The organism is Rhodococcus sp. SG20037, assembly GCF_031763325.1.
Lineage (GTDB): Bacteria > Actinomycetota > Actinomycetes > Mycobacteriales > Mycobacteriaceae > Rhodococcus_F > Rhodococcus_F qingshengii.
Genome location: NZ_CP134497.1, coordinates 925,031 through 945,609 on the forward strand (window position 1 = coordinate 925,031; position 20,579 = coordinate 945,609).

Annotated in this window: 20 protein-coding genes; 7 read left to right on the top strand and 13 right to left on the bottom strand. The window is 61.1% G+C overall.

Annotated elements, in window-relative coordinates; all coding sequences use genetic code 11:
• Positions 1-1,311, bottom strand: coding sequence for an FAD-dependent oxidoreductase (locus RHP72_RS04315; RefSeq protein WP_311094384.1), 1,311 nt, complete (start codon positions 1,309-1,311; stop codon positions 1-3).
• Between the two features lie 257 nt (positions 1,312-1,568).
• The gene (locus RHP72_RS04320; protein ID WP_161120950.1) at positions 1,569-2,909 is read right to left on the bottom strand and encodes an MFS transporter; all 1,341 of its coding nucleotides are present in this window, start codon (positions 2,907-2,909) and stop codon (positions 1,569-1,571) included.
• A 401-nt stretch (positions 2,910-3,310) separates the two neighbouring features.
• Between RHP72_RS04320 and RHP72_RS04325 the strand changes: the two genes are divergently transcribed.
• The gene (locus RHP72_RS04325; protein ID WP_161120949.1) at positions 3,311-4,528 is read left to right on the top strand and encodes a helix-turn-helix domain-containing protein; all 1,218 of its coding nucleotides are present in this window, start codon (positions 3,311-3,313) and stop codon (positions 4,526-4,528) included.
• Between the two features lie 641 nt (positions 4,529-5,169).
• On the opposite strand, the gene RHP72_RS04330 is transcribed toward RHP72_RS04325, so the two are convergent.
• The 3 genes from RHP72_RS04330 to RHP72_RS04340 form a co-directional block, all read right to left on the bottom strand.
• The gene (locus tag RHP72_RS04330; protein ID WP_311094385.1) at positions 5,170-6,594 is read right to left on the bottom strand and encodes a PQQ-binding-like beta-propeller repeat protein; all 1,425 of its coding nucleotides are present in this window, start codon (positions 6,592-6,594) and stop codon (positions 5,170-5,172) included.
• Between the two features lie 142 nt (positions 6,595-6,736).
• A complete protein-coding gene (locus tag RHP72_RS04335) occupies positions 6,737-8,038 on the bottom strand; it encodes a TrpB-like pyridoxal phosphate-dependent enzyme (protein WP_003945451.1) in 1,302 nt (433 codons plus the stop codon).
• A 257-nt stretch (positions 8,039-8,295) separates the two neighbouring features.
• A complete protein-coding gene (locus tag RHP72_RS04340; protein ID WP_003945940.1) occupies positions 8,296-8,754 on the bottom strand; it encodes a PaaI family thioesterase in 459 nt (152 codons plus the stop codon).
• 85 nt (positions 8,755-8,839) lie between these two features.
• Here RHP72_RS04340 and RHP72_RS04345 point away from each other — a divergent pair, with 85 nt between their 5' ends.
• The 3 genes from RHP72_RS04345 (at position 8,840) to RHP72_RS04355 (ending at position 11,270) form a co-directional block, all read left to right on the top strand.
• Positions 8,840-9,415, top strand: a complete 576-nt coding sequence (locus RHP72_RS04345) for a TetR/AcrR family transcriptional regulator (protein ID WP_003945856.1) — start codon at positions 8,840-8,842, stop codon at positions 9,413-9,415.
• 72 nt (positions 9,416-9,487) lie between these two features.
• A complete protein-coding gene (locus RHP72_RS04350) occupies positions 9,488-9,991 on the top strand; it encodes an SRPBCC family protein (protein WP_042920475.1) in 504 nt (167 codons plus the stop codon).
• 28 nt (positions 9,992-10,019) lie between these two features.
• Positions 10,020-11,270, top strand: coding sequence for an NADH:flavin oxidoreductase/NADH oxidase family protein (locus RHP72_RS04355; RefSeq protein WP_007734160.1), 1,251 nt, complete (start codon positions 10,020-10,022; stop codon positions 11,268-11,270).
• Here RHP72_RS04355 and RHP72_RS04360 read toward each other — a convergent pair whose 3' ends face one another.
• Both RHP72_RS04360 and ald read right to left on the bottom strand, forming a co-directional pair.
• Positions 11,271-12,146 (bottom strand): aldo/keto reductase, encoded by an 876-nt coding sequence (locus tag RHP72_RS04360; RefSeq protein ID WP_007734162.1) that lies wholly within the window; start codon positions 12,144-12,146, stop codon positions 11,271-11,273.
• Between the two features lie 68 nt (positions 12,147-12,214).
• On the bottom strand, positions 12,215-13,315 hold the full coding sequence (ald, locus tag RHP72_RS04365; RefSeq protein WP_311094386.1) for an alanine dehydrogenase: 1,101 nt from the start codon (positions 13,313-13,315) through the stop codon (positions 12,215-12,217).
• A 109-nt stretch (positions 13,316-13,424) separates the two neighbouring features.
• Between ald and RHP72_RS04370 the strand changes: the two genes are divergently transcribed.
• Entirely contained in the window at positions 13,425-13,946 is a 522-nt protein-coding gene (locus RHP72_RS04370) for an Lrp/AsnC family transcriptional regulator (protein ID WP_019746936.1), read from the top strand.
• 7 nt (positions 13,947-13,953) lie between these two features.
• Here RHP72_RS04370 and RHP72_RS04375 read toward each other — a convergent pair whose 3' ends face one another.
• Genes RHP72_RS04375 through RHP72_RS04385 form a run of 3 tightly spaced genes read right to left on the bottom strand, consistent with a single transcriptional unit; the run spans position 13,954 to position 16,343 of the window.
• Complete coding sequence (locus tag RHP72_RS04375) at positions 13,954-15,018, bottom strand: maleylacetate reductase (protein ID WP_042449442.1); 1,065 nt, start codon at positions 15,016-15,018, stop codon at positions 13,954-13,956.
• 1 nt (position 15,019) lies between these two features.
• Complete coding sequence (locus RHP72_RS04380; protein ID WP_311094387.1) at positions 15,020-15,808, bottom strand: pirin family protein; 789 nt, start codon at positions 15,806-15,808, stop codon at positions 15,020-15,022.
• Between the two features lie 37 nt (positions 15,809-15,845).
• Positions 15,846-16,343: a VOC family protein gene (locus RHP72_RS04385; RefSeq protein ID WP_007734170.1), complete on the bottom strand. Its 498-nt coding sequence runs from the start codon at positions 16,341-16,343 to the stop codon at positions 15,846-15,848.
• Between the two features lie 111 nt (positions 16,344-16,454).
• On the opposite strand from RHP72_RS04385, the gene RHP72_RS04390 reads away from it, so the two are divergent.
• Positions 16,455-16,925: a MarR family winged helix-turn-helix transcriptional regulator gene (locus tag RHP72_RS04390; protein ID WP_064075163.1), complete on the top strand. Its 471-nt coding sequence runs from the start codon at positions 16,455-16,457 to the stop codon at positions 16,923-16,925.
• A gap of 62 nt (positions 16,926-16,987) precedes the next feature.
• The gene (locus RHP72_RS04395; RefSeq protein ID WP_003945542.1) at positions 16,988-17,806 is read left to right on the top strand and encodes an HAD family hydrolase; all 819 of its coding nucleotides are present in this window, start codon (positions 16,988-16,990) and stop codon (positions 17,804-17,806) included.
• A gap of 1 nt (position 17,807) precedes the next feature.
• Here RHP72_RS04395 and RHP72_RS04400 read toward each other — a convergent pair whose 3' ends face one another.
• The 3 genes from RHP72_RS04400 to RHP72_RS04410 all read right to left on the bottom strand — a co-directional run bounded on the left by RHP72_RS04400 (position 17,808) and on the right by RHP72_RS04410 (position 20,473).
• Positions 17,808-18,695: an alpha/beta fold hydrolase gene (locus RHP72_RS04400; RefSeq protein WP_007734173.1), complete on the bottom strand. Its 888-nt coding sequence runs from the start codon at positions 18,693-18,695 to the stop codon at positions 17,808-17,810.
• Between the two features lie 225 nt (positions 18,696-18,920).
• Complete coding sequence (locus RHP72_RS04405) at positions 18,921-19,586, bottom strand: hypothetical protein (RefSeq protein WP_064075164.1); 666 nt, start codon at positions 19,584-19,586, stop codon at positions 18,921-18,923.
• 122 nt (positions 19,587-19,708) lie between these two features.
• Complete coding sequence (locus RHP72_RS04410; RefSeq protein WP_054827265.1) at positions 19,709-20,473, bottom strand: SDR family NAD(P)-dependent oxidoreductase; 765 nt, start codon at positions 20,471-20,473, stop codon at positions 19,709-19,711.
• Positions 20,474-20,579 lie beyond the last annotated feature (106 nt).

A 20,579-nucleotide genomic window follows, 5' to 3' on the forward strand; every position in this document is an offset into this window, starting at 1 on the left:
CTAACCCATGACGGTCCCGGTCGACTCGGCATTGGGTGCCCGAAGGCGGGAGAATGCGCCGAGGTCGATTTCGAGCCCGGTGTGCATCCCGACATAGGTCAGGGGATCAGCGTCGTGATCGTGTCCAGCTTCCACCTGGTCGATGATCCTGGACATGAGGCGCCCAGCGATAGGGGCATTCTTGAATTGGTTCCCGCTGGTGCCCATGGCGACGTAGAAACCTTGCCTGTCTGTCTTGTCATAGATCGGGGTCCAGTCGGATGCTGCGTCGTACACGCCGGCAATACCTTTCGGTTGTGACGGGACCTCCAGTGTGGGGAAACGCCTGGCGGCGCGGAAAACCTGCGCTTCGAACCGGGCAACAGTGCGATTCGGGTTGGCGGTATCAGGATCGTCGATCCACTCGAGCGGATCGCAATCCGGTTCGGTTCCGCCGACAAGGAAACCGTTTCCAGGTTCGGCTCGCATGTAGGTTCCGAGATCCAAATCGGCGATCATCGGGCCGAGGATCTCGTCGTCGTTGTAGCCAGTGGGTGCGGTGACGTGATGAACTTCCTGGCGCAAGGGCCGAACCGAAACCTTGAAGTCGGCCCCGACGTTCGACAGCTTGTTGAACGCTCCTGACCAGGGGCCGGCTGCATTGACGACAATCTTGGATTTCACACTTTCCCCGTCGTCGAGCCCTAGCTGCCAGATGCCGTCAGGCAACTGCTCGACTGCCACTACACGCGTGTTGTATGCGAAAACCGCACCGTGCGAACGTGCTGCCGCAGCAAGATTCGCGGCAGCCAGTTGCGGGTCGTCGACGAACCCCGCCTGAGGTGTGTACAGCGCGCCGAGCGTGGTTTCCGCATCTGCGAAGAAGGACTCCGAGTCGACTGGCTTGGGTGGATAGTATTTACCTGCGTCGATACCGGGAATCTTCTCGACGAGTGTCGTTGCGTCCCAGAGCTGGTAGTCGATTCCGATCTTCTCGAATAATCCAATCGTGCGCGCGTGGGGTGCGACGTCGACGTCGAGCAGTGCCATTCCGCATTGCCGAAACTTCGCAAGCGCGCCGTCGACTTTCGCGTTGAGATGCTCGTTCCAGTTTTGCCAGCAATGCAGCGACTCCCAAGCCGCAGCCATACCGTCGAATGTGGAGTAGTTGAACCGGATAACCGCACTGGATGCACTGGTCGAGCCGTAGCCCGGACCACCAGACTTGTCGATGACCAGGACTTCGTAACCTCGAGCGGCCAGTTCGTAGGCGATGGAGCTGCCGATCACTCCAGCTCCGACCACAACTGCATCGGTCTTGTCGGTAGGCACTTTCGGCCTCTCTTTCTACTGATGGCTTCGCCGGATCGAAAGCACAGCTGTTCGATCCGGCAAGCTTGGGTTCTGGTAATTCCGACGCCGTCGACTTCCTCTGGAGAGCTTCATCCCGACTTCTCGGATTCGGCTCTGTCTTAATGAATTTGGCACCTGAAAGTCCAGAGGTGTTCGTCGTCCTCAACTCTCTCGTGGCGGCCATCGGAACGCTATCGACAGCTGCGCAAAAAATCACAGCCGTGGCGCGTCCGTTGTCAGAAATGTTTCGTCGGGCTGCCCTGCGTGGCAGACCAGTTTTTCGTTTCCGGAATCCCTCGCCACAGAATGGGAAGCGCGATCAAAGCGATGGCGGTCGCATAGAAGGCAGGCGACAGATCGCTTCCAGTGGCGTTGACCAGTGCTGCGCACACCAGAGGAGCGGTCCCTGCAAAAAGTGCATATGCGATGTTGTAGGGGATTGCCGTGCCGGTGAATCGCGCATGCGTCGGCATCATTTCGAGAATTACGAGCAAAGCGGACGCGAGTAAGGAAAGCGCGAGGACCAGAGAAGCCAGTGCAACGGCAATCGCGAAAATGTTTCCGGTACCGATGAGCATGTAGCTGGGCACCGAGACGAAAACTGACATCACCATGCCGATTCTGACGAGTGGCCTCCGGCCGATTCGGTCGACCGTGGCGCCGAAGAAGATGAACAGCGGTACTGCGAGAACCAAAGCGCCGGTTGTCATCAGCAGTGCAACCGTGCTCGGAACATCGGCTGAGAGAACCAGAAATGTCGGCATGTAGCCGAGCAGCATATGAGTAACGACACCGAGCGAGGCGAAGTACACGAAGGACGTGAGCAGAGTCCGCCAGTGATTGCGGAACAGATCTGCGAGTGGGCGGGTTGGAAGGGAATCGTTTTCTTGCATTTCCTTGAACGCCGGAGTCTCCTCGACGGCAAGCCTCATGAACAGGCCCACCATGGCGACAACGCCTCCGATGATGAACGGCCAACGCCATCCTCCGTCGGCGAAGTGCTCAGCGCCGACCGAGCTGAATGACAAGACTGTGACCGTGGCCAAGATGCTGCCGACAAATGACGAAGAGCTGATTATCCCTGCGTACAAGCCTCGGCGGTGGGACGGCGCATGCTCGACGACGAAGGTGGCAGCTCCGGTGTATTCGCCCCCGGCCGAGAATCCTTGAACCAATCGGCACAGCAGCAGCAACAGCGGTGCGGCAACACCGATCGAAGCGTACGTCGGTAGGAGACCGATTGCCGCCGTCGAGCAGCCCATGAGCGTAATTGCCAGGGACAGTGACCTCCGTCGGCCGAGGCGGTCACCAAGCCGTCCGAAGAATATGCCGCCGGCAGGTCTGGCCAAGAAGGCGACTCCGTAAAGAGCGAAGGTGGCAAGCAGTGCGCCACTGCCGAACTCCGGAGGGAAGAACACTGTCGCGAGAACTGCGGCAGTGAAACCGTAGATCGTGAAATCGAACCATTCGACGATGTTGCCTGTCGCGCCGGCAATCAGGGCCCTACGGCGCGCCGATCGACGTCCAGGTGGAGTCTCGGTTTGATGCTCTGCAGGAGCATTTGCTGTGCCCGTCATGATGATTCCTCTCGGGATATGCTGAATGGCAACGGCTTTGCGACGTCACGGTCACCGATGTCATTCGAGGTATTCGACATTGAAAGAGGTCGGTGGGATTCGATGTTGAACTGGCGACCGAAGGTCGTTTGTCGATTTCGGGTCGGAGGCGACTTCGTCTGAGGGAGATCGTGCCGGCCGGCCTCGCTCCCCATTACGCAAATCCCACGGCTGCAACAGATCTCGTCGCTGCCACTTCTGCCGGTTTGCGGACCGAGTGAAGACGTCACGGGTCTCGGGTGCTTGGCATGAAGCGAGCCTATGGTGCAAAAGTTATTTGCATCACTGTCATGTGTTCAATTTTCTACGTAGAAATTTGGGCATATGTTGCAAACCGGAGAGGGGGCTCGTACAGTTCGACCATGGTCGGAGAACTGCAGCATTTGGTGGACACTACCGGGCGCCGACTGGACCGTTCCGTTGCGATCGATGATGTACAGATTCGTCTGCTCGCGTACAACTCGCATGACAGTGCCGTCGATTCAGTCAGAATGAATTCCGTTCTACAGCGGAATGTTTCACGCGAGATCGTAGACTTCATCTACGCGAGTGGAGGCCGTGAAGCCCTCGATCTCTTCACTGTTCCCGTCAACAAAGAACTAGGGCTGACCCTTGGCCGGGTCGGGATGCCGATCCGATACCGCAATGCGCTGCTGGGCTTCGTCTGGCTGTTGACTTCGGAGGGCGAAGTTGACGAGGATCAAGCCGAGGTCTTGAGGCGCACGGCTGATGCGGCAGCGATGATCCTCCACCGCGAACAGTTGCTGGACGAGTTGTCCCGAAGTCGGGAGCGGGAACTTACTCGAGACGTCCTGTCGGGCGAGCGGTCGCTGCGCGAGGACGCGGCAAACAGGTTGGCCGAGGAGGGCTTGTTGGCTGCGGGTCCAGCAGTCGTGGTCACTGTGTTGCTCCGTCCTGGCGACCAGTCGACATTGACCGAAAGAGATCGTCTGAGTGTTGCCGTCGGCGTCGATCAGCTTCGTCGGAGGCTCCCGCGGAACAGTGCAATCCAACTCGACCGCCCCGACCACAGTCTGTTGATCGTATCGGTGGCCGAACGCTCGACTCAAACCCATCTGGTCTCGCTGATCGTGGCAGCCCGGGAGCGAGTCTTGTCTGAAAGTGGGCGCCAGAACATCGAATGTTGGGTCGGTATCGGTGAACCGCGAACCTCGGTTGCACACGTGCGCGAATCCTACGAAGAGTCCAGACGTTCCGCAGATGTGGCCCAGGTCGTCAAGGTGCTCGGAAATGTTGTGCGTTATCGGGATCTCGGCGTCTACGGACTTCTGGCCGAACTGTCGGAGGATCGACTCGAGAACAGTATTCACTCAGGTTTGCAGTCCTTGCTCAGCCATGAGGACTCGAAAAGTGAGGCTCTTCTCGCGACGCTGGAGAGTTTTTTGGACCATGCCGGTGACGTAAAGCGAACGTCAGAGGCGCTCTGTGTGCATCGAGGGAGCTTGTACTATCGCTTGCGGCGAATTCAGGAGATAACACGAGCAGACTTGGCAAACGGCGACGACCGGTTGGCCTTGCATTTGAGCCTGAAAGTCGCGCGGCTGTTGGATCTCCGATGATCCCGATCCGAGAAGAGGGGACTGCGGAAGAATCAAGCGGCTCAACGTAGTTGGCGGCTTTCGATCGTCAAGCGGGATGATTCCGGGGTGGGAAAGGAAGCGCGTCGTACATCGGCCGGGGTGGGTTGGCTTGACCTGCTGAGACGTTCATACGTTTGATCGGGCACCTTCTATCCTCCTGTCGGCAGATGCGGCGGAGTGCAACTTTTTCGGGCATTGAAAGTGCAGAATCGTCCAGATGGGTGTCGAGCTGCGTGAAGAACGCGCGCTTTTGCAAACCGAAATGACGACGAATTTGGTCTGAGTTCGGTCCCCCGGTACGCAGATGTTTGCGCGCGAACTGGACTATTTGTTGCCGACTGCAAATTGGGGATTTCGCGACCATCCCGTTGGCTCCCTTTACGGTTGGATTGGATCAGATACCTGAGTCGGTGCGATTTTTACGCACCCCTTCACTGCAGGTCTGGTCTGATCTTTCCGAAATTGGAGTCGCGGAGATATATGCAGTTGTTCGAGATCGTTCCCCCGAAATTGAACAAACGCGCCAGACTGGATTGTGGCCATTGATGCTGCACGTCTAGCCATTTGCTTGCTGCTGAACTGGCTGGTCAGTACGACACGGTATCGGTGATGTTGCCGGCCTAACGCCAAACGGTGAAATGGTTCTGCCAGGAGAACGACACGTTTTTGCCGGCATTCGAGACGACGACTCCGCGTGGATCAACTTCTGGGGGAAGGGGAACCGACCACATCATCTTTCCGTCGCGAGCCCGGATCGCGTGCATGCCGGTGTAGTCGCTGAAGACGAAGTGGTCGCCATCGGTCGCACCGCTTCGAACCCAGTACGCGTCTTGCCAGGGCGTTTGCCACAACTGTCGGCCACTCTCGATGTCGAGACCCGAGATTGTGCGCGTCTCGGGAGACGTGACCAGGATTGTTTTTCCTACCACCGCGGCGATGGCGCTTCCTGTCCCGGCCGTCGCGGTGTTGACGATTTGTGAACTGCGCCAAAGTTCGTCACCCGACTCCGGATCGTAGGCGCCGTCGCCGAGAAACATCGGCACCGCCGTCGAAGGCTTACTTGGGTAGGACGACGATGAGTACGAGGGAATCGGTATCGCACGAATCGTGGATCCGTCGGAAGCCAAGAGGTTTTGGGTTCCGGCATATCCCGACCGGCCGCCGACACTGGTGAGGAACAATCCGTTCCCGTTAGGGACAAGCGAATCGCCCTCGAATCGGAATCGTTCGGCGCCGGACTGCAGATCGTAGATTCGATAGCGGTACTGCGGGTCCCCGCCGTCGCCCTGTTCCATCGCAATGACAGTGTCGGTGTGAGGGACCGTGTAGACGGCTCCGAACTTCTCACTTGGTTCGAAGGTACGCACGAAGTTGGCCGTCAAATTGGTTGTGGTGCCGCTGGCAAGAATTCGTGTTCGAACCGTTCCGTCCATCCTTTCGCCGGACGTGTACACGGTGTCTCCGGCGATGGTGGCGCCATTGAGATCGAAGTCGGTTCCGAGGTCGGACATCAGAGTTCCGGTCGCGGTATCGACAAAGATCATCCGTCGATCGCCCCAGCACGTGATGATCGTGGATTCGTTCTGCTGACTGCACTGGCCGATGACTCCGCCGATTCGCGTTTTCCACAGCGGACTTCCGTCGTCGGGATTCACCCCGACGAGTGTGACGGCACCGACTCCCTGACTCGACGAAGACTCGTCGGTCTTGGGAAGCGGATAAGCAGTCGCGGCCACCAGCACGTCACCGACTTGGTACGTGTTGCCGTAGCCGTAGTAGCCATCGAGCGTGGAAGGCATCGACAGCAGCACGTCCCCGGGGTTGTCCGTGAGCGCTCGGACATCGAGTTCCCAGGCTTGTTGCGGAGGATCGGAGAGGTCTACGTCGACAACGCCTTGCTCGACGATCGGACCGCCTGTCTTCTGCTTCGGCCATGCCGCATCACTGGAGTCGGAGATTACCGATACGACGATGAACGCGATCGCCACGAGCAATGCCAGTCCGAGTGCGACCAGTTTCCAATGTTCCTTCAACCGAAGCTGCATCGAAAGACCGTAACCGATCGATCAAACTGATCGGTTCGTTTCGCGGACGGCCGGCACGATGTCGATCGCGAGATCGAGCCCACGTGCTCGGTGTGACGAAGTGTGGTGGCCTCGTACGCACGAGACCACCACACCGACGGCGTCAGACGTACGGCGAGTACGCCGGAAGATCCAACTGACCGTTGCCGGACAGCCCGATCACGATCACCTCGGGTTCGGTGACGGCACGGGCGTGAGCGATAGCGCCGGCAACCGCGTGGGTTGATTCCGGAGCCGGGATGATTCCTTCGGCGCGGGCGAAAATCAGACCTGCCTGGAGTGCGTCGTCCTGATCGACGGCAATTGCATCCATGAGTCCGAGGTTGACCGCGTGCGAGACCATCGGCGACATGCCGTGGTAGCGGAGGCCACCGGCATGGATGGCCGGCGGTACGAAATCCTTACCCAGAGTGTGCATCTTGAGCAGCGGCGTCAGGCCGGCGACGTCACCGAAGTCGTAGCGGTACTCGCCCTGGGTGAGGGACGGGCATGCCGACGGCTCGCAGGCGACCAGACGAGTCTTGGTGCCTTCGCGAAGGTTTCGTCCCAGGAACGGGAAGGTGAGTCCGGCGAGGTTGGAACCGCCGCCGGCGCAACCGAACACGGTGTCGGGGACGGCGTCGCCGGCTTCTTCGAGCTGGACCATTGCTTCCTGACCGATCACGGTCTGGTGCAGCATGACGTGGTTCAGCACGCTACCGAGTGAGTAGTGCGTGTTCGGATCCTGCGCAGCGACCTCGACGGCCTCACTGATGGCCATACCGAGCGAGCCGGTGGTGTCGGGATGCGACTTCAACAGTGCGCGTCCGGCTTCCGTCAGGTCCGAAGGCGACGGGTGACAGATTCCGCCGTACGCCTCCATCTGGATGCGTCGGTACGGCTTCGAATCGAAGGACGAGCGAACCTGCCATACCTCGACGTCGAGTCCGAGCAGCGCGCCCGCGAACGACAGCGACGCACCCCACTGTCCCGCACCGGTTTCGGTGGTGAGCTTGGTGGTTCCCTCGATTGCGTTGTAGTAAGCCTGCGCGACAGCAGTATTCGGCTTGTGTGAACCGACCGGGCTCACGCCTTCGTACTTGTAGTAGATGCGGGCAGGTGTGCCGAGAGCGCGCTCGAGTCGATGCGCGCGGAACAGGGGAGAGGGCCTCCACATGCCGTAGATCTCGCGAACCGTCTCCGGGATCTCGATGTAGCGCTCGGTTGCGACTTCCTGCGCGATGAGGTTCATCGGGAACAGCGGCGCCAAGTCCTCGGGGCCGAGCGGCTCACGAGTGCCCGGATGCAGGTGCGGGGGAACAGGCTCGGGGAGGTCAGCCGCCAGGTTGTACCAGTGCGTCGGCACTTTCGACGGGATGGAGACGCCCAAAGGCTCGAGCGAACGGTTGAGTGGGGTGGTGGTCAACTAACTCTCCTTCGTGGATTCGGTACCTGATCTTGGCGGTCGTAGCGACGACGCGTACGGCATTTGCCGGATCGGGGATCCTGAGAGGAGCCTGCTGGACCACCCGATATCGGTCCGGGCAGCACGCAGTTGCGGCTGACCGTCAGCGGTCGGGCCACCAGAGGTGCGCAGTGAGCAGGGTCACGAGCCGATCGTACATCGGCACTCGCACCCTGCTCACGTCGGGCGCAGCTACATTCTCGCCATCCTTCGTCGGCTCAGCGAAAAATCATGCACGTCGTAGTTCCGTGCGCCACCAACTTGCCGTTCTTGTCCAGGACCTTGCCCTCTGCGGTCGCGGTGCGCCCGCCCACGTGAATGACGCTGCCGTGGGCTGTCAGCTCGTCACCGTCGAGAGGCACAGTGCGGATGTAGTTGAGCTTGAGTTCGAGGGTCGTGTAGCCGACGCCCGCGGGAAGCATCGTGTGTACCGCGCAGCCCATGACCGAATCGAGCAGCGTTGCGCAGATGCCGCCGTGAACAGTGCCGAGCGGGTTGCTGAAATCGGCGCGCGGGGTCAGGGCGAAGCTCACGGATCCTTCGTTGACCTCGCGCATCTCCATGCCGAGGAGGCGTCCGATGCTGGGTCGGTCGTTGACCTGCGTTCCCATCCAGCGGAGAAGTTCGAGGCCTGTCATCTGCGCCGGATCGACGGTCGCGGTTGTCTCGTCACTCATTGTTTCATCCCATCACTATGTAGGTCGTCATACATAACGTAGCGTATGAGTCGACAGGTGTACCGACGGCCGAAGGATCTGTGACATGGCAGAGCTGAGCTCACGTGATCGCATGATTCGCAGTGCGGTTGAACTGATCAGCCGCAACGGTGTCGACGCGACGTCCTTCAGCGACGTCATCAAGCACAGCGGCGCACCCCGTGGGTCGATCTACCATCACTTTCCTGGCGGTAAGACCGAGTTGATGGTCGAAGCCGTGCGCGCGGCCGGTGCGATCATCACCAGACGGATCAGCTCGGCTGCGGCTACCGGTTCCACGGCCGACGTGATCGAAGCGGTCGGAGACATCTGGCGACTCAATCTCACACGCTCGGACTTCGCGATCGGCTGCCCGGTGATTGCCGGCGGGTTGGCGCGTGCCAGTGAGCCGGAAGTCGCGGAAGTGTCGGCTGAGGTCATGCTGGGATGGCAGAAGTTGATCGAATCGCAACTCGAAACTGCGGGTTATCCTGCAGTGCAGGCAAAATCGATGGCAAACCTGACGATCACGTCGGTCGAAGGTGCGGTGGCGGTGTGCCAGACGACTCGAAGTATCGAGCCGCTCGAACAGGTCATCGCTTCACTGCAGGGGCTCTCTCGTTCTGAGGCTTGGTCCGGCTGAGCCTTCGGGGGTTGACTTCGGTCGTCAAGTATCCGTAACTTCATGTAACGGCTAATTGGGCAGGAGTAGGCGATGACACATTGGTTCGACCTCGAACCGGTCGGTGTCGATTTCTTCGACACGGCACCGCATATCTTCACGTACTCGATCGACCTCACCGCCGAACCGGATGACGTCTGGGCTGGTCTGACCGCGGACGAGCCTTTGTCGTGGTGCCGGCTGCTCACCAAAGTGCACTACACCTCGCCGCGCCCCTACGGCGTCGGCACGCGCCGAATCGCGGAGGTGGGCGGCGGTGCGATGCAGATGCGCGAAAAGTTCATCACCTGGGACGACGAAACGCGTCGGCACTCGTTTTACGTCGAACAGTCCAATGTTCCGCTGTTCCAATCCTTCGCGGAGGACTACCGCGTCGACGAGCTCGCAGTGGGTTCGAGACTGCAGTGGAATTTTGCATTCTCGCCGCGTCCGAAGCTGTCGCTCGCGGTGCGCGGCGGGCTACCGGTCAACTCGCTGATCTTCTCGAGCTTCGTGCGCGATACCAAGCGGCACTTCGGTTCTGCGCCGCGCCATTGACTTTCTTCCCTTCATACGAGAGGCATCCATGACCACGCTCGGAGAATCGTTGACTTTGCCCTGCGGGCAGATCCTGCGGAATCGCACGATGAAAGCTGCGCTCAGCGAGGCTCTGGGTGACCGCACTCATGGACCGTCCACTCGCTTGGAAACGCTGTACGGTCGTTGGGGCAGTGGCGGGTTCGGTTTGCTGATCACCGGCAATGTCATGGTCGATCGATCGCAGATCGCCGAACCGGGCAATGTCGTCGTCGACGACGATCGTGATGCCGAAGCACTGACTGCCTGGGCCAAGACCGCCAAGAACGGCGGCGCCGAGATCTGGATGCAGCTGAACCACCCAGGGCGGCAATCTAACCCGATTGCCAGCAGAGGTAGACCGGTCGCCCCGAGCGCGATCGCGCTGAAGATTCCGGGAATGGCGACGCCGCGAGAACTCTCGACCGCTGAGATCGACGAGATCATCGACAAGTTCGCGGAAACCGCTCGCGTCGCCGAGTCCTCCGGCTTCGGGGGCGTGCAGATACACGCAGCGCACGGTTATCTTGTTGCGCAGTTCCTTTCGCCCTTGTCCAATCAGCGGACGGACGAGTGGGGTGGAGATCCTGAGCGTCGACGACGCTTTCTGATCGAGATCGTTCGGCGCATACGCTCTGCCGTTGCTCCGGGATTCGCGGTCTCGGTCAAGCTCAACTCGGCTGATTTCCAACGAGGTGGATTCTCGGAAGACGAGTCGCGAGAAGTAGTGCGCGCGTTGACCGAAGAGTCGGTGGATCTCATCGAGATCAGCGGTGGCAGTTATGAATCGCCGGCCATGATGGGTAAAGCGCAGAAGCAGAGCACTCGCGATCGAGAGGCATATTTCCTCGAGTACGCCGAGACAGTCCGAGCGATTGCCGGCGACATTCCCTTGGCGGTCACCGGCGGCTTCCGCTCGCGATCGGCGATGGTCGAGGCACTGGCTTCCGGCGCGTGCGACGTGATCGGCCTCGGCCGGCCGACGATCACGATCCCCGACGCGGCAACCGTTCTCCTGGAATCGGATCGGGAACGATTGACCGTGCCGACTGTTGAGTTCGGAGCGCGGAAGTTGTTGGGGAAGGTTGCCGACATCTCGATGCTCGACGGTGCACTCGACCTGCAGTGGCATACCGATCAGCTGCACCGGATGGGCGACGGAAGCGAGCCGGATCCGGCTCGGCCGTGGTGGAAGACCCTCGGAACGATGGTGAGGCGAAACGGATTCGATGCGCTTCGCCCCACCAAACGAGCGGCTTGATCAGTTCGGTGCACCGATGTTGAGTTCATCGGGATGCGCGCCGACGCGGGTGCCGTCGTCGAGAGTGTCGATTTCGCTCAGGTCGAGATCGGTGAGTTCGAAGTCGAATACGTCGATGTTCTGAGCGATTCGAGCATCGTGTACGGATTTCGGGATGACGATCAGGCCGTTCTGAAGGTGCCAACGGATCAGGACCTGCGCGGCAGTCTTGCTGTGGCGGTCACCGATTCGTGTGATGATCGGGTCGGTGAGCAGGGTGTTGGGCTTGGACGCCTTACCCCAACCTGCGTTACTGGTACCGCCGAGTGGGCTCCACGATTCGACCTTGATCCCGTGCTCGGCGGCCTTGTCGCGAATGGCGTGCTGCGTGAGATGCGGGTGCAGTTCCACCTGATCGACTGCGGGCAACAATCCACCGCGTTCGACGAGAAGCTGCAGATGATGCGGCTCGAAGTTGCACACCCCGATTGCCTTGGCGCGGCCCGATTCCGCGATCTTTTCGAGTGCGTCCCACGTGCGGAGGAGTCGGTCGTTGTCCTGCAGAGGCCAGTGGATGAGGTAGAGATCGACGTAGTCGACGCCCAGCTTGTCGATGCTGGTGTCGAAAGCCTTCAACGCCGGCTCGTAGCCCTGATCCGCATTCCACAGCTTCGTGGTGAGGAAGATGTCCTCTCGCGCGACGGACGAGTTGGCGATACCTCGTCCGACGCCCTCTTCGTTTCCGTAGGCGGCAGCGGTGTCGATGTGCCGGTAGCCGGCCTCGTCGAGTGCGAACCGTACTGCATGCTCGGTTTCGTCGTTGGTGGCCTGCCAGACTCCGAGGCCGAGTTGCGGGATCGTGGTTCCGGAATTCAGCGTGATGTCAGGAATGCTCATGGATCAAGGCTAGCGATCTCGAGCTGTCCTTGCCTGGGTCAGAGCTGCCTGGGTCAGAGCTGCCTGGGTCAGAGAGTGGTAGCCGAGTACCCATGCGCCGCTGCAACACTGTCGGACAGGAGCAGGCCGTCGTGTGTGCTCAGACCTGACCCCAGGCCGGGAACTGTCGCGACCGCGTCCTTCCACCCCTTGTCGGCCAAGGCGACGACGTACGGAAGCGTCGCGTTGGTGAGTGCGTAGGTGGACGTACGGGGGACCGCTCCGGGCATGTTCGCAACGCAGTAGAAGACCGAACCGTGAACCTGGTACGTCGGATCGGCGTGCGTGGTCGCGTGTGAATCCTCGAAGCAGCCGCCCTGGTCGATGGCGATGTCGACCAGGACAGAACCCGGCTTCATACGCGCCACCAGGCTGTTGGAGACGAGAGTCGGCGCCTTCGCCCCGGGGACCAGCACTGCGCCGATGACCAGGTCGGCGTCGAGTACTGCCTGTTCGAGTTCGAAGCTGTTGGACGTGATGGTCTTGACCTGGCCGTGGTACAGCTCGTCGATTTCCCGCAGGCGCGCGATCGACAGGTCGAGAACGGTGACGTCGGCCTGCATGCCGTAGGCCACGGCGATGGCGTTCTTGCCGGAGACTCCCGCACCGATCACCGCGACCTTGGCGGGGCGCACTCCGGGTACGCCGCCCATCAGCACTCCGCGTCCGCCGCCGTGACGCATCAAGTGATAGGCGCCCGCCTGCGGTGCCAGGCGTCCGGCTACTTCACTCATCGGGGCGAGGAGGGGCAGTGAACCGTCGGAACCGACAACTGTTTCGTAGGCGATGGAGGTGGTCTTCGACGTCAGGAGCGCGTCGGTGCATTCCTTCGACGCCGCCAGGTGCAGGTAGGTGAAGAGAACCTGATCCTTACGGAGTCGCGAATACTCTTCTGCAATAGGTTCTTTGACCTTCAGGAGTAGATCTGCGTCCGTCCAGACCTGATCGGCAGATCCGAGGATCTGCGCGCCCGCGGCCTTGAAATCCTCGTCACTGAACGAGGAGCCGACGCCTGCACCCGTTTCGATGACGACTTCGTGTCCTCGGCCGACCAGTTCGTGGACGCCTGCTGGGCTGATGGCCACGCGGTACTCGTGGTTTTTGATCTCGCGGGGGATTCCGACCTTCATGACACGGCTCCGAACTGAGTCTGTTGTTTCTTCGAATGGCAGGTGCCAAGCATGAAGTTTCGTCGCCAGATAGTGAAGAGAAGTGAAGATAATTCTCTAGGCTGTATTCATGGTGCGCGAAAGTTCAAAAATCGGTATTCAGACGGCTGCCTCGCCGAAGCATGTTCGGGCTGCCGTGAAGTTGGACGAGGTCGACCGGGTTCTGCTCGAAGAGCTGGCGAAAGACGCGAGGATTCCGAACAATGCGCTGGCCGCGATCGCGGGAATTGCGCCGTCGACATGCCTCGGACGTGTGCGCGCCTTGGTGGACAACGGTGTGATCAGGGGATTCCATGCGGACATCGACCCCGCCGCTCTAGGAATGGATCTGCAGGCGATGATCGCAGTTCGACTGCAGGCCAACGCGCGGTCGCACCTCAACCGGCTCGGTGACGACTTCGCCAAGCTGGACTCCGTGCTCAACGTGTACTTCGTGGCCGGTGTCGACGACTACATGCTGCACGTCGCAACGACGGATTCGGCGCAGTTGCGTGACTTCGTCGTCAACAATCTCTCGGCGCATCCGGCGGTTGCTGCGACCGAGACGATTCTGATCTTCGAACATGTCAGGCCGCGAGGCGGTACTGCCTGATTCGTTCTCACCTGATGGCGGGTCGACGCCCGGACCAGGCGTTCTCGAGGAGTTCGCTCAGGCCTGCCGGGGTGATCTCACGCGGGTTCGGATAAGCGGCGGCGTTCGCGAGTTCGACTGCACGGCCGATCTGATCGTGACTCATTCCCACCTCTCTCAGGGAGGTCGGTCCGCCGCACGAGGTGACGAGGTCGAAAACGCCGGTGGCGGCGTCGGATACACCCAAGGCAGTCGCTATTCGAGACATCACATCCGGGACAGCAGGCGCGTTGAATGCCATCGCGTGTGGGAGGACAACGGCGTGGGTGGGAGCGTGCGGCAAACCGAAGCTGCCACCGAGGGTGTGGCACAACTTGTGATGAAGTCCCATACCGACTGTGCCCAAGCAGGTTCCGGCCAACCAGGCCGATTGCAGCAGATCTGCCCGGCCTTCCACATTTCTCGGATCGCCGACGATGATCGGCAATGCCCGGGCGATTCCGGAGAGTGCCTCGATTGCCATCAAGTCCGTGATCGGGTTGGACTCGGTGGAGTACAACGCTTCAACCGCATGCGCCATCGCGTTGACGGCACTGGTGACCGTGGTGTCCAGCGGCAGATCGAGAGTGAGGTCGACATCGTATACGACGGTTTCGGGTCTGATGTGGGGAGAGGAGCGAGTTGTCTTGCGTCCGTTCTCTGTTTCACCCAACACCGGAGTGACTTCTGATCCCGCGTACGTTGTCGGAACGACGATCTGATCGAACCCCGCTCGTAGTGCCAGTGCCTTGGACAACCCGGTTGCCGAACCGCCGCCGATCGCGACGACCGTGTCGACGTGATGGTTCTCGGCAAGTCTCAGCGCGGCTGTCGTGACTTCGATCGGAGTATGCATCACAGCGCCGTCGAAGCGGACCACCGCCATGTCGCCGAGAGATTCGGTCACGGCGGCGGCAACCGCGTCGAGTCGACGACTTGCCAGCACCATCACTCGGCTACGGCCGAGCCGCCGCACTTCTTCGGCGATCGTATCGATCATCCCTTGGCCGAAGACGATTCGAGCCGGTGAAGCGTCGTACGAGAAGGGCTTCATGTCATCCCTGCGAAACGGTGGCGTGCATTTCCCAGACGATGACCTCTGCCCCGGTATCGGAGCTGAGCTGCTGACCTCCGCCGCCGGACACGCGTACCGCGTCACCTTGTTCGAGCACTCCGACGCCTTCCATGGCGGCCTGACCGTCGGCGACAAAAACGTGCAGGAACGGTGCGTCGGGCAGGGTCACGGGCTGTCCGGGTTGCAGACGCGCAACGTGCATCGCGGCGTACTTGTTCTTGATCCGGATTGCCGAGTGATCGGCGTACGCGTCCATGCCCGACGCGACGGGAACCAGTCCACCGGCAAGCAATTCGGCGTCGATCTCCAACTGCTCGTATCCGGGCGTGATTCCGGCCTCGTCGGGGACGACCCACATCTGGATGAAGTGAACCGGGTCGCTGTGCTTGTCGGAATGCGCACCCGCCACGTCACCGAGTCGCCACGAATCGTTCTTCTCCGAATGCAGGATTCCCGTTCCAGCGCTCATCCGCTGGGCGAGACCGGGGTAGATGACGCCCGAATGCCCCATCGAATCCTGATGTACGAGAGAACCTCTCAGTACCCAGGTGACGATCTCCATGTCCTGGTGCGGGTGGGTGTCGAATCCCATTCCGGGCGTGACGATGTCGTCGTTGTTGACCAGGAGAAGACCGTGGTGAGTGTTCTTCGGGTCGTAGTGATTGCTGAACGAGAACGAGTGCTTCGAGTCCAGCCAGCCGGCATTGGACTGGAAGCGATCCCCGGATCGACGGATATCGAGGTTCGGCTGAGACAGAGTGGAGGTCATGGTGTGCCTTCCGAATGGTATGGGGGAGAGCAAGTTTTCAGAGGACGTGATTGCCGTACATCTCACCGAGTGGGTCTGCGATCAGTTCGAGTCGAGCGCCGTCGGGATCGCGGAAGTACAGCGAAACCTCACTGTGCTCGATCAGTTCGACGCCGGCCTCGGTCAGTCTGGTACGTAGCTTCGCCCACTTGGCAGGTTCGACGCTGATCGCGATGTGGTGGAGGCCGCCGAGTACTTCTTGGTACGGGCCCACGTCGAGTCCCGGGAAATCGAAGAAGGCCAGGAGGTTCCCGTTGCCGATGTCGAAGAAGAAGTGCGAAGACCCGGGATAGTCGCGGTTCTCGATCAGCTCGGTGAGAGGGAAGCCGAGGAGATCTTGATAGAACTTCACGGTTCGTTCGACGTCGCTGCTGATCAGGGCCGTATGGTGCAGGCCGCGTGCGGTCGATGCGGGTCGTTTGTCGGCGGGGAGCAGATGTCGATCCCTGATCTCGGCCCGGCGTTCCTCGAACTGCACTGCGTTGTTGTCGCTCATAGCGCCCGCCTCTCGGTTGAACCTTCTCTTCGAACAGGTAGTTGACTGATCAACTACATTGAGAATAGATCATTTGATTTCGTTGTCAACTACTTCGGATATGCTGGTGTCATGGAATCGACGCGGTGGTTGAGCGACTCGGAGCAAACGGCCTGGCGGGCTTACCTGGACTCGACCCGACTGCTCCAGCGTGTTCTCGATCAGCAGTTGGTGCGAGACTCCGACATTTCGTTCACGGACTTCGAACTGTTGGTTGCTCTATCCGAAGCGCCTGGGCGGCAACTGCGCATGAGTGAGCTCGCCGATGCTGTGATGGCGACCCGAAGTGGTGTGACCAGGGCCGTCAATCGGCTGGTCGGTGCCGGGTGGGTGCGCCGGGTCGAGTGTGTCGACGACAAGAGGGGCGCTAATGCGGAGCTGACCGACTCGGGTGCCGAGAAATTGGCGTCGGCAAGCCCGGCGCACGTGGCCGCTGTACGGGAGAGCATGTTCGACCTGCTGAGCCCGCGAGATGTCGAGCGGCTGGGTGTGGTCTTCGGTGAGATGCGTCGGCACCTTCTCGAGGCCCAAGTAAGTAATTGACAGAGCAACGGCCCATGTCACGTAGTTGGTGAGGGCTGCGAACGGACTGCCATCATTGTCTGGTGACCCGTATTCGTATGTTCGCAACCGACCTCGACGGCACCCTGCTGCGCTCCGACCGAACGATTTCGGCGCGCACCGCGCAGGCCATGGAGAACGCGCGGCTCGCGGGGATCGAAGTTGTGTGGGCGACGGCCCGGGCCAGGCATTCGGTACACACGTTGGCGAGCTCGTGCGGATTTCGCGGTAAAGCTGTGTGTGCCAACGGAGCTGTCATTCTCGACCTGGCGGACGGGACTCCGGAGATCGTCGACACCGTTTCGATCGAAACATCTTTGGCTGCAACAGCTATGGAGCAGGTTCGTGCTCTGATTCCTGGCGTAGTGTTCGCGAACGTCGGACCCACGCAGTTCTTTGCCGAGCCGGAGTATGCCGCTCTGTGCGAGTTCGCGGACCATCACCGGCACCTGCACGAGATGGTGCTCGCCGATACGCTGCCGCTGGACGTGGAGCCGATGGTCAAGATCGTGGCCCGGCATGCCGAGGTTCCCAGCGCCGACCTGTACCGAACAGCGGTCGCTGCGGGTATCGAGGGTGTGGAGTTGACCCACTCCGGGGCCCCGTACATGGAAATGGCAGCGGCGGGCGTCTCGAAGGCCAGCGCTCTCGCGCAGTTGTGCGCGATCGACGGCATCGACGCGTCGGAAGTGGCCGCGGCCGGTGACGCCTTCAACGACGTTGCCATGCTGACCTGGGCCGGAACGGCTCTGGCGCCCGCCAACGCCAGAGCCGAGGTCATCGAGCTCGCCGACCGAATTTTGCCCACGAACGACGAGGACGGGGTGGCGAGCTACCTCGAAGAGCTGGTTGCGGGGAGCTAGTTCAGCTGCTGACGGCCTTGGGTCCGGTGCCGATACCGACTCCGCAGTCCGTCATGAATTCGGAGAAGACACGGTCGAAGCGATCCGGGTAGTCAAGGTGCGGGAAATGTCCGGCGCGCTTGAAGATCTCCACCCGCCCCAGCGGTAGTTCGGCGCGAGCGTTCTCGGTGTGGGCGTTGGGGATGATGGTGTCTTCCTCACCCCACACCAGTAGTGCCTGCAGATTCTTGAAGTTGGCGAAATGCGGAGTGGCATTGACGGTTTGACCGTTGTAATTGATGACCGATCGTGCCGTCGCCAGAAATGCCTGACGCGTCGACGCGTCCGACACCGAAGCAAAGCTCTTACGGGCCTCACTCGCGCTGGCACCGAGCTTGAACAGGCCGATCTTGTTGAAAAGTCCGAGCGCTTTGTCTGTCACGTCGGTCAGCGTCCGGGACGCGAGGACGGGAAGTACCAGTTCGCTGCCGGGCAGAGTTGCTGCACGCAGGAGTGGGCTCACCTCGGGGCCGAGTCCGCCGCTGGCTACCAGGCACAGCCGCTCCACACGCTCGGGGAAGAGATACAGTGTCTGCATCGCGATCCCACCACCGAGGGAGTGGCCGACGAGGGTGGCCGACGGAATGTCGAGGGCCTCGAGGAGGTCACGCACAGTGGCGGCGTGAGCGCTGAGTGAGTAGTCGCCGGCAGGCTTGTCCGACGCACCATGTCCGAAGAGATCAGGGGCGATCACGCGGTAATGACGCGAGAGCGTCTCGATCTGCGGCTCCCAATTGGAGTGCGCGCCCAGTAGGCCGTGAATGAGCACCACAACGGGGCCACTGCCTTGGTCGACGTACTTGAGCTGGTCGCCGTGCAATACAACCGTCTGTAATTGGTCGGTTGCCATGATTGAACCTTTCGGAGCCGCCAGTGTCTGTGGCTGCTCGCGTGTTGTCGGACCGCACCCGCCCCGACGCGGATCCACGGGTATTTGTGACCGGGAGTAACCCCAGTTCCCTCAGTATGCCCACCGAGGGGCCCGATGTCGTCGCCATCGGGCGTGTTGTGACGAACCGTGAGCCGTCGGCTGAGGGGAGACGTACAACTCACCGCCGCGTGTCGGCGCCGCTGATCAGGCGAAATCGACCAGTTTGCCGAAAGTGAGGTTGATGTCCCACGGTGTGACGCCCCACGTCTCGATCGCTGATACCGCGAAGATTCCGGCAGCCTCGATGGTGTCCTGTGAGGCTGGTGCCGAAACGGAAACGCCGGTTTGTCCGCTCGGAACCTCCGGCCAGACGCCGGTTCCGGCGGGCGCGGGGGTGGCCTCCATGACCGCGTTGGCCAGTCCCGATTCGTCGACGGTCGTGAAGAGGCAGTTCGGCTCGTGCGGAGAATCCCACCCGCCGAGTTCCGCGAGCCAGAATTCGCCACGTCCAGCAGCGGAGATCGCGACCGACGCGAGTACCGATTCGAGATCTTCCCAAGCGTCGGACGTCGGGGCCGACGCCTCGGTGAGCTTGAACGGTGCGGCAAGTGCAGTGCTGTCAGGGGAAGCGAAGCGCGGCTGCACAGTGAGGGCCTGGGTCTGGGTATCCAGAAACGCAACCTCTCGGAACTTGTTGTCCGGCAGGGTCGTACGGGCTACGAGACCGCGTCCCAACAGTGCGCCGAGCGCCGCGGGATCGTCGACGCTCCACAAGCGGGTCTCGTCCTCGGACCAGGTGCGGATCTTTCCGCCGACGACGGGACTGATCAGCACGGGCTCGAGGTTCGTAGTGCCTGTTGACTCGCTCACCGCTGGCTCCCCACCGCACGTCGTACCGCCTGACCGGTTCCGGGCGACGAGATAAGTATGCCGCCTCGCTGCTGTGCGCCTTTATTAACCGCCGGCGGTTAATAAAGGCGCACAGCAAGTGGTCACATATGCGTGCCGCCGTCGATGCGGATTTCCGTTCCGGTGACAAACGAGCCGTCCTCGGAAGCGAGCATCGCGATCACGCCGGCGACCGCGGACGGGGGAGCGAAACCCTCACCGATTGCCGGGGCCAGCTTGCCGAGCAGCGTGAAGTCGATGTCGGCCGGGAAGCCGGGATCGGAGGTCATGCCCGAAGCGATGCTGCCGGGTGCGACGGCCACGGCGCGAAGGCCCTGCTTGCTGTACTCGAGTGCAAGTGCGTGCGTGAAGGATTGGATTCCGCCCTTCGACGCTGCATATGCCGTCATATACGGGTGGGCGAAGGTGGCCGACGTGGAACTGAAGTTGACCACGACGCCTGCCCCGCTTTCGAGCAGTGCCGGCAGGGACTCCCTCGTCATGAGGAATGTTCCGGTGAGGTTGACCCCGATGACGGTGTTCCAGAAATCGAGTGTCATCTCGTGGGTGTGTGCGGAGCGCAGAATGCCCGCCGCGTTGACCAGCACGTCGAGGCCGCCCAGAGCCTTGAGCGCAGCGCCGACCTGTTCGCGAACAGACTCTTCGCTGGAGATGTCGACCTTCACCGTGGTGAGGCGATCGGAGTGGCCGGCGTCCTTCGCGGTGTTCAGCGTCTGTTCGAGGCCGGTCTCGGAAATGTCGGCGGCGACGACGGTGCCACCTTCTGCCAGGATGCGGGCAACGGTGGCCTGGCCGATTCCGGATCCTGCGCCGCTGATGAGGACGCGCTTGTCGTCGAATCGATTCACGAGAAAACTCCGGTCTGTGGGATGGACAGCTGTCTGGTGACCGATTCTGCGCGATCCAGAGCTATTAATCTGCTGGGCATTCCACTGACTGGGCACCAGTGGTGCT

Coding starts and splice junctions, on each gene's coding strand:
- RHP72_RS04320 (WP_161120950.1), bottom strand. CDS start 2,909: ATGACGGGCACAGCAAATGCTCCTGCAGAGCATCAAACCGAGACTCCA.
- RHP72_RS04325 (WP_161120949.1), top strand. CDS start 3,311: ATGGTCGGAGAACTGCAGCATTTGGTGGACACTACCGGGCGCCGACTG.
- RHP72_RS04330 (WP_311094385.1), bottom strand. CDS start 6,594: ATGCAGCTTCGGTTGAAGGAACATTGGAAACTGGTCGCACTCGGACTG.
- RHP72_RS04340 (WP_003945940.1), bottom strand. CDS start 8,754: ATGAGTGACGAGACAACCGCGACCGTCGATCCGGCGCAGATGACAGGC.
- RHP72_RS04345 (WP_003945856.1), top strand. CDS start 8,840: ATGGCAGAGCTGAGCTCACGTGATCGCATGATTCGCAGTGCGGTTGAA.
- RHP72_RS04350 (WP_042920475.1), top strand. CDS start 9,488: ATGACACATTGGTTCGACCTCGAACCGGTCGGTGTCGATTTCTTCGAC.
- RHP72_RS04355 (WP_007734160.1), top strand. CDS start 10,020: ATGACCACGCTCGGAGAATCGTTGACTTTGCCCTGCGGGCAGATCCTG.
- RHP72_RS04360 (WP_007734162.1), bottom strand. CDS start 12,146: ATGAGCATTCCTGACATCACGCTGAATTCCGGAACCACGATCCCGCAA.
- ald (WP_311094386.1), bottom strand. CDS start 13,315: ATGAAGGTCGGAATCCCCCGCGAGATCAAAAACCACGAGTACCGCGTG.
- RHP72_RS04370 (WP_019746936.1), top strand. CDS start 13,425: ATGGTGCGCGAAAGTTCAAAAATCGGTATTCAGACGGCTGCCTCGCCG.
- RHP72_RS04375 (WP_042449442.1), bottom strand. CDS start 15,018: ATGAAGCCCTTCTCGTACGACGCTTCACCGGCTCGAATCGTCTTCGGC.
- RHP72_RS04380 (WP_311094387.1), bottom strand. CDS start 15,808: ATGACCTCCACTCTGTCTCAGCCGAACCTCGATATCCGTCGATCCGGG.
- RHP72_RS04385 (WP_007734170.1), bottom strand. CDS start 16,343: ATGAGCGACAACAACGCAGTGCAGTTCGAGGAACGCCGGGCCGAGATC.
- RHP72_RS04390 (WP_064075163.1), top strand. CDS start 16,455: ATGGAATCGACGCGGTGGTTGAGCGACTCGGAGCAAACGGCCTGGCGG.
- RHP72_RS04400 (WP_007734173.1), bottom strand. CDS start 18,695: ATGGCAACCGACCAATTACAGACGGTTGTATTGCACGGCGACCAGCTC.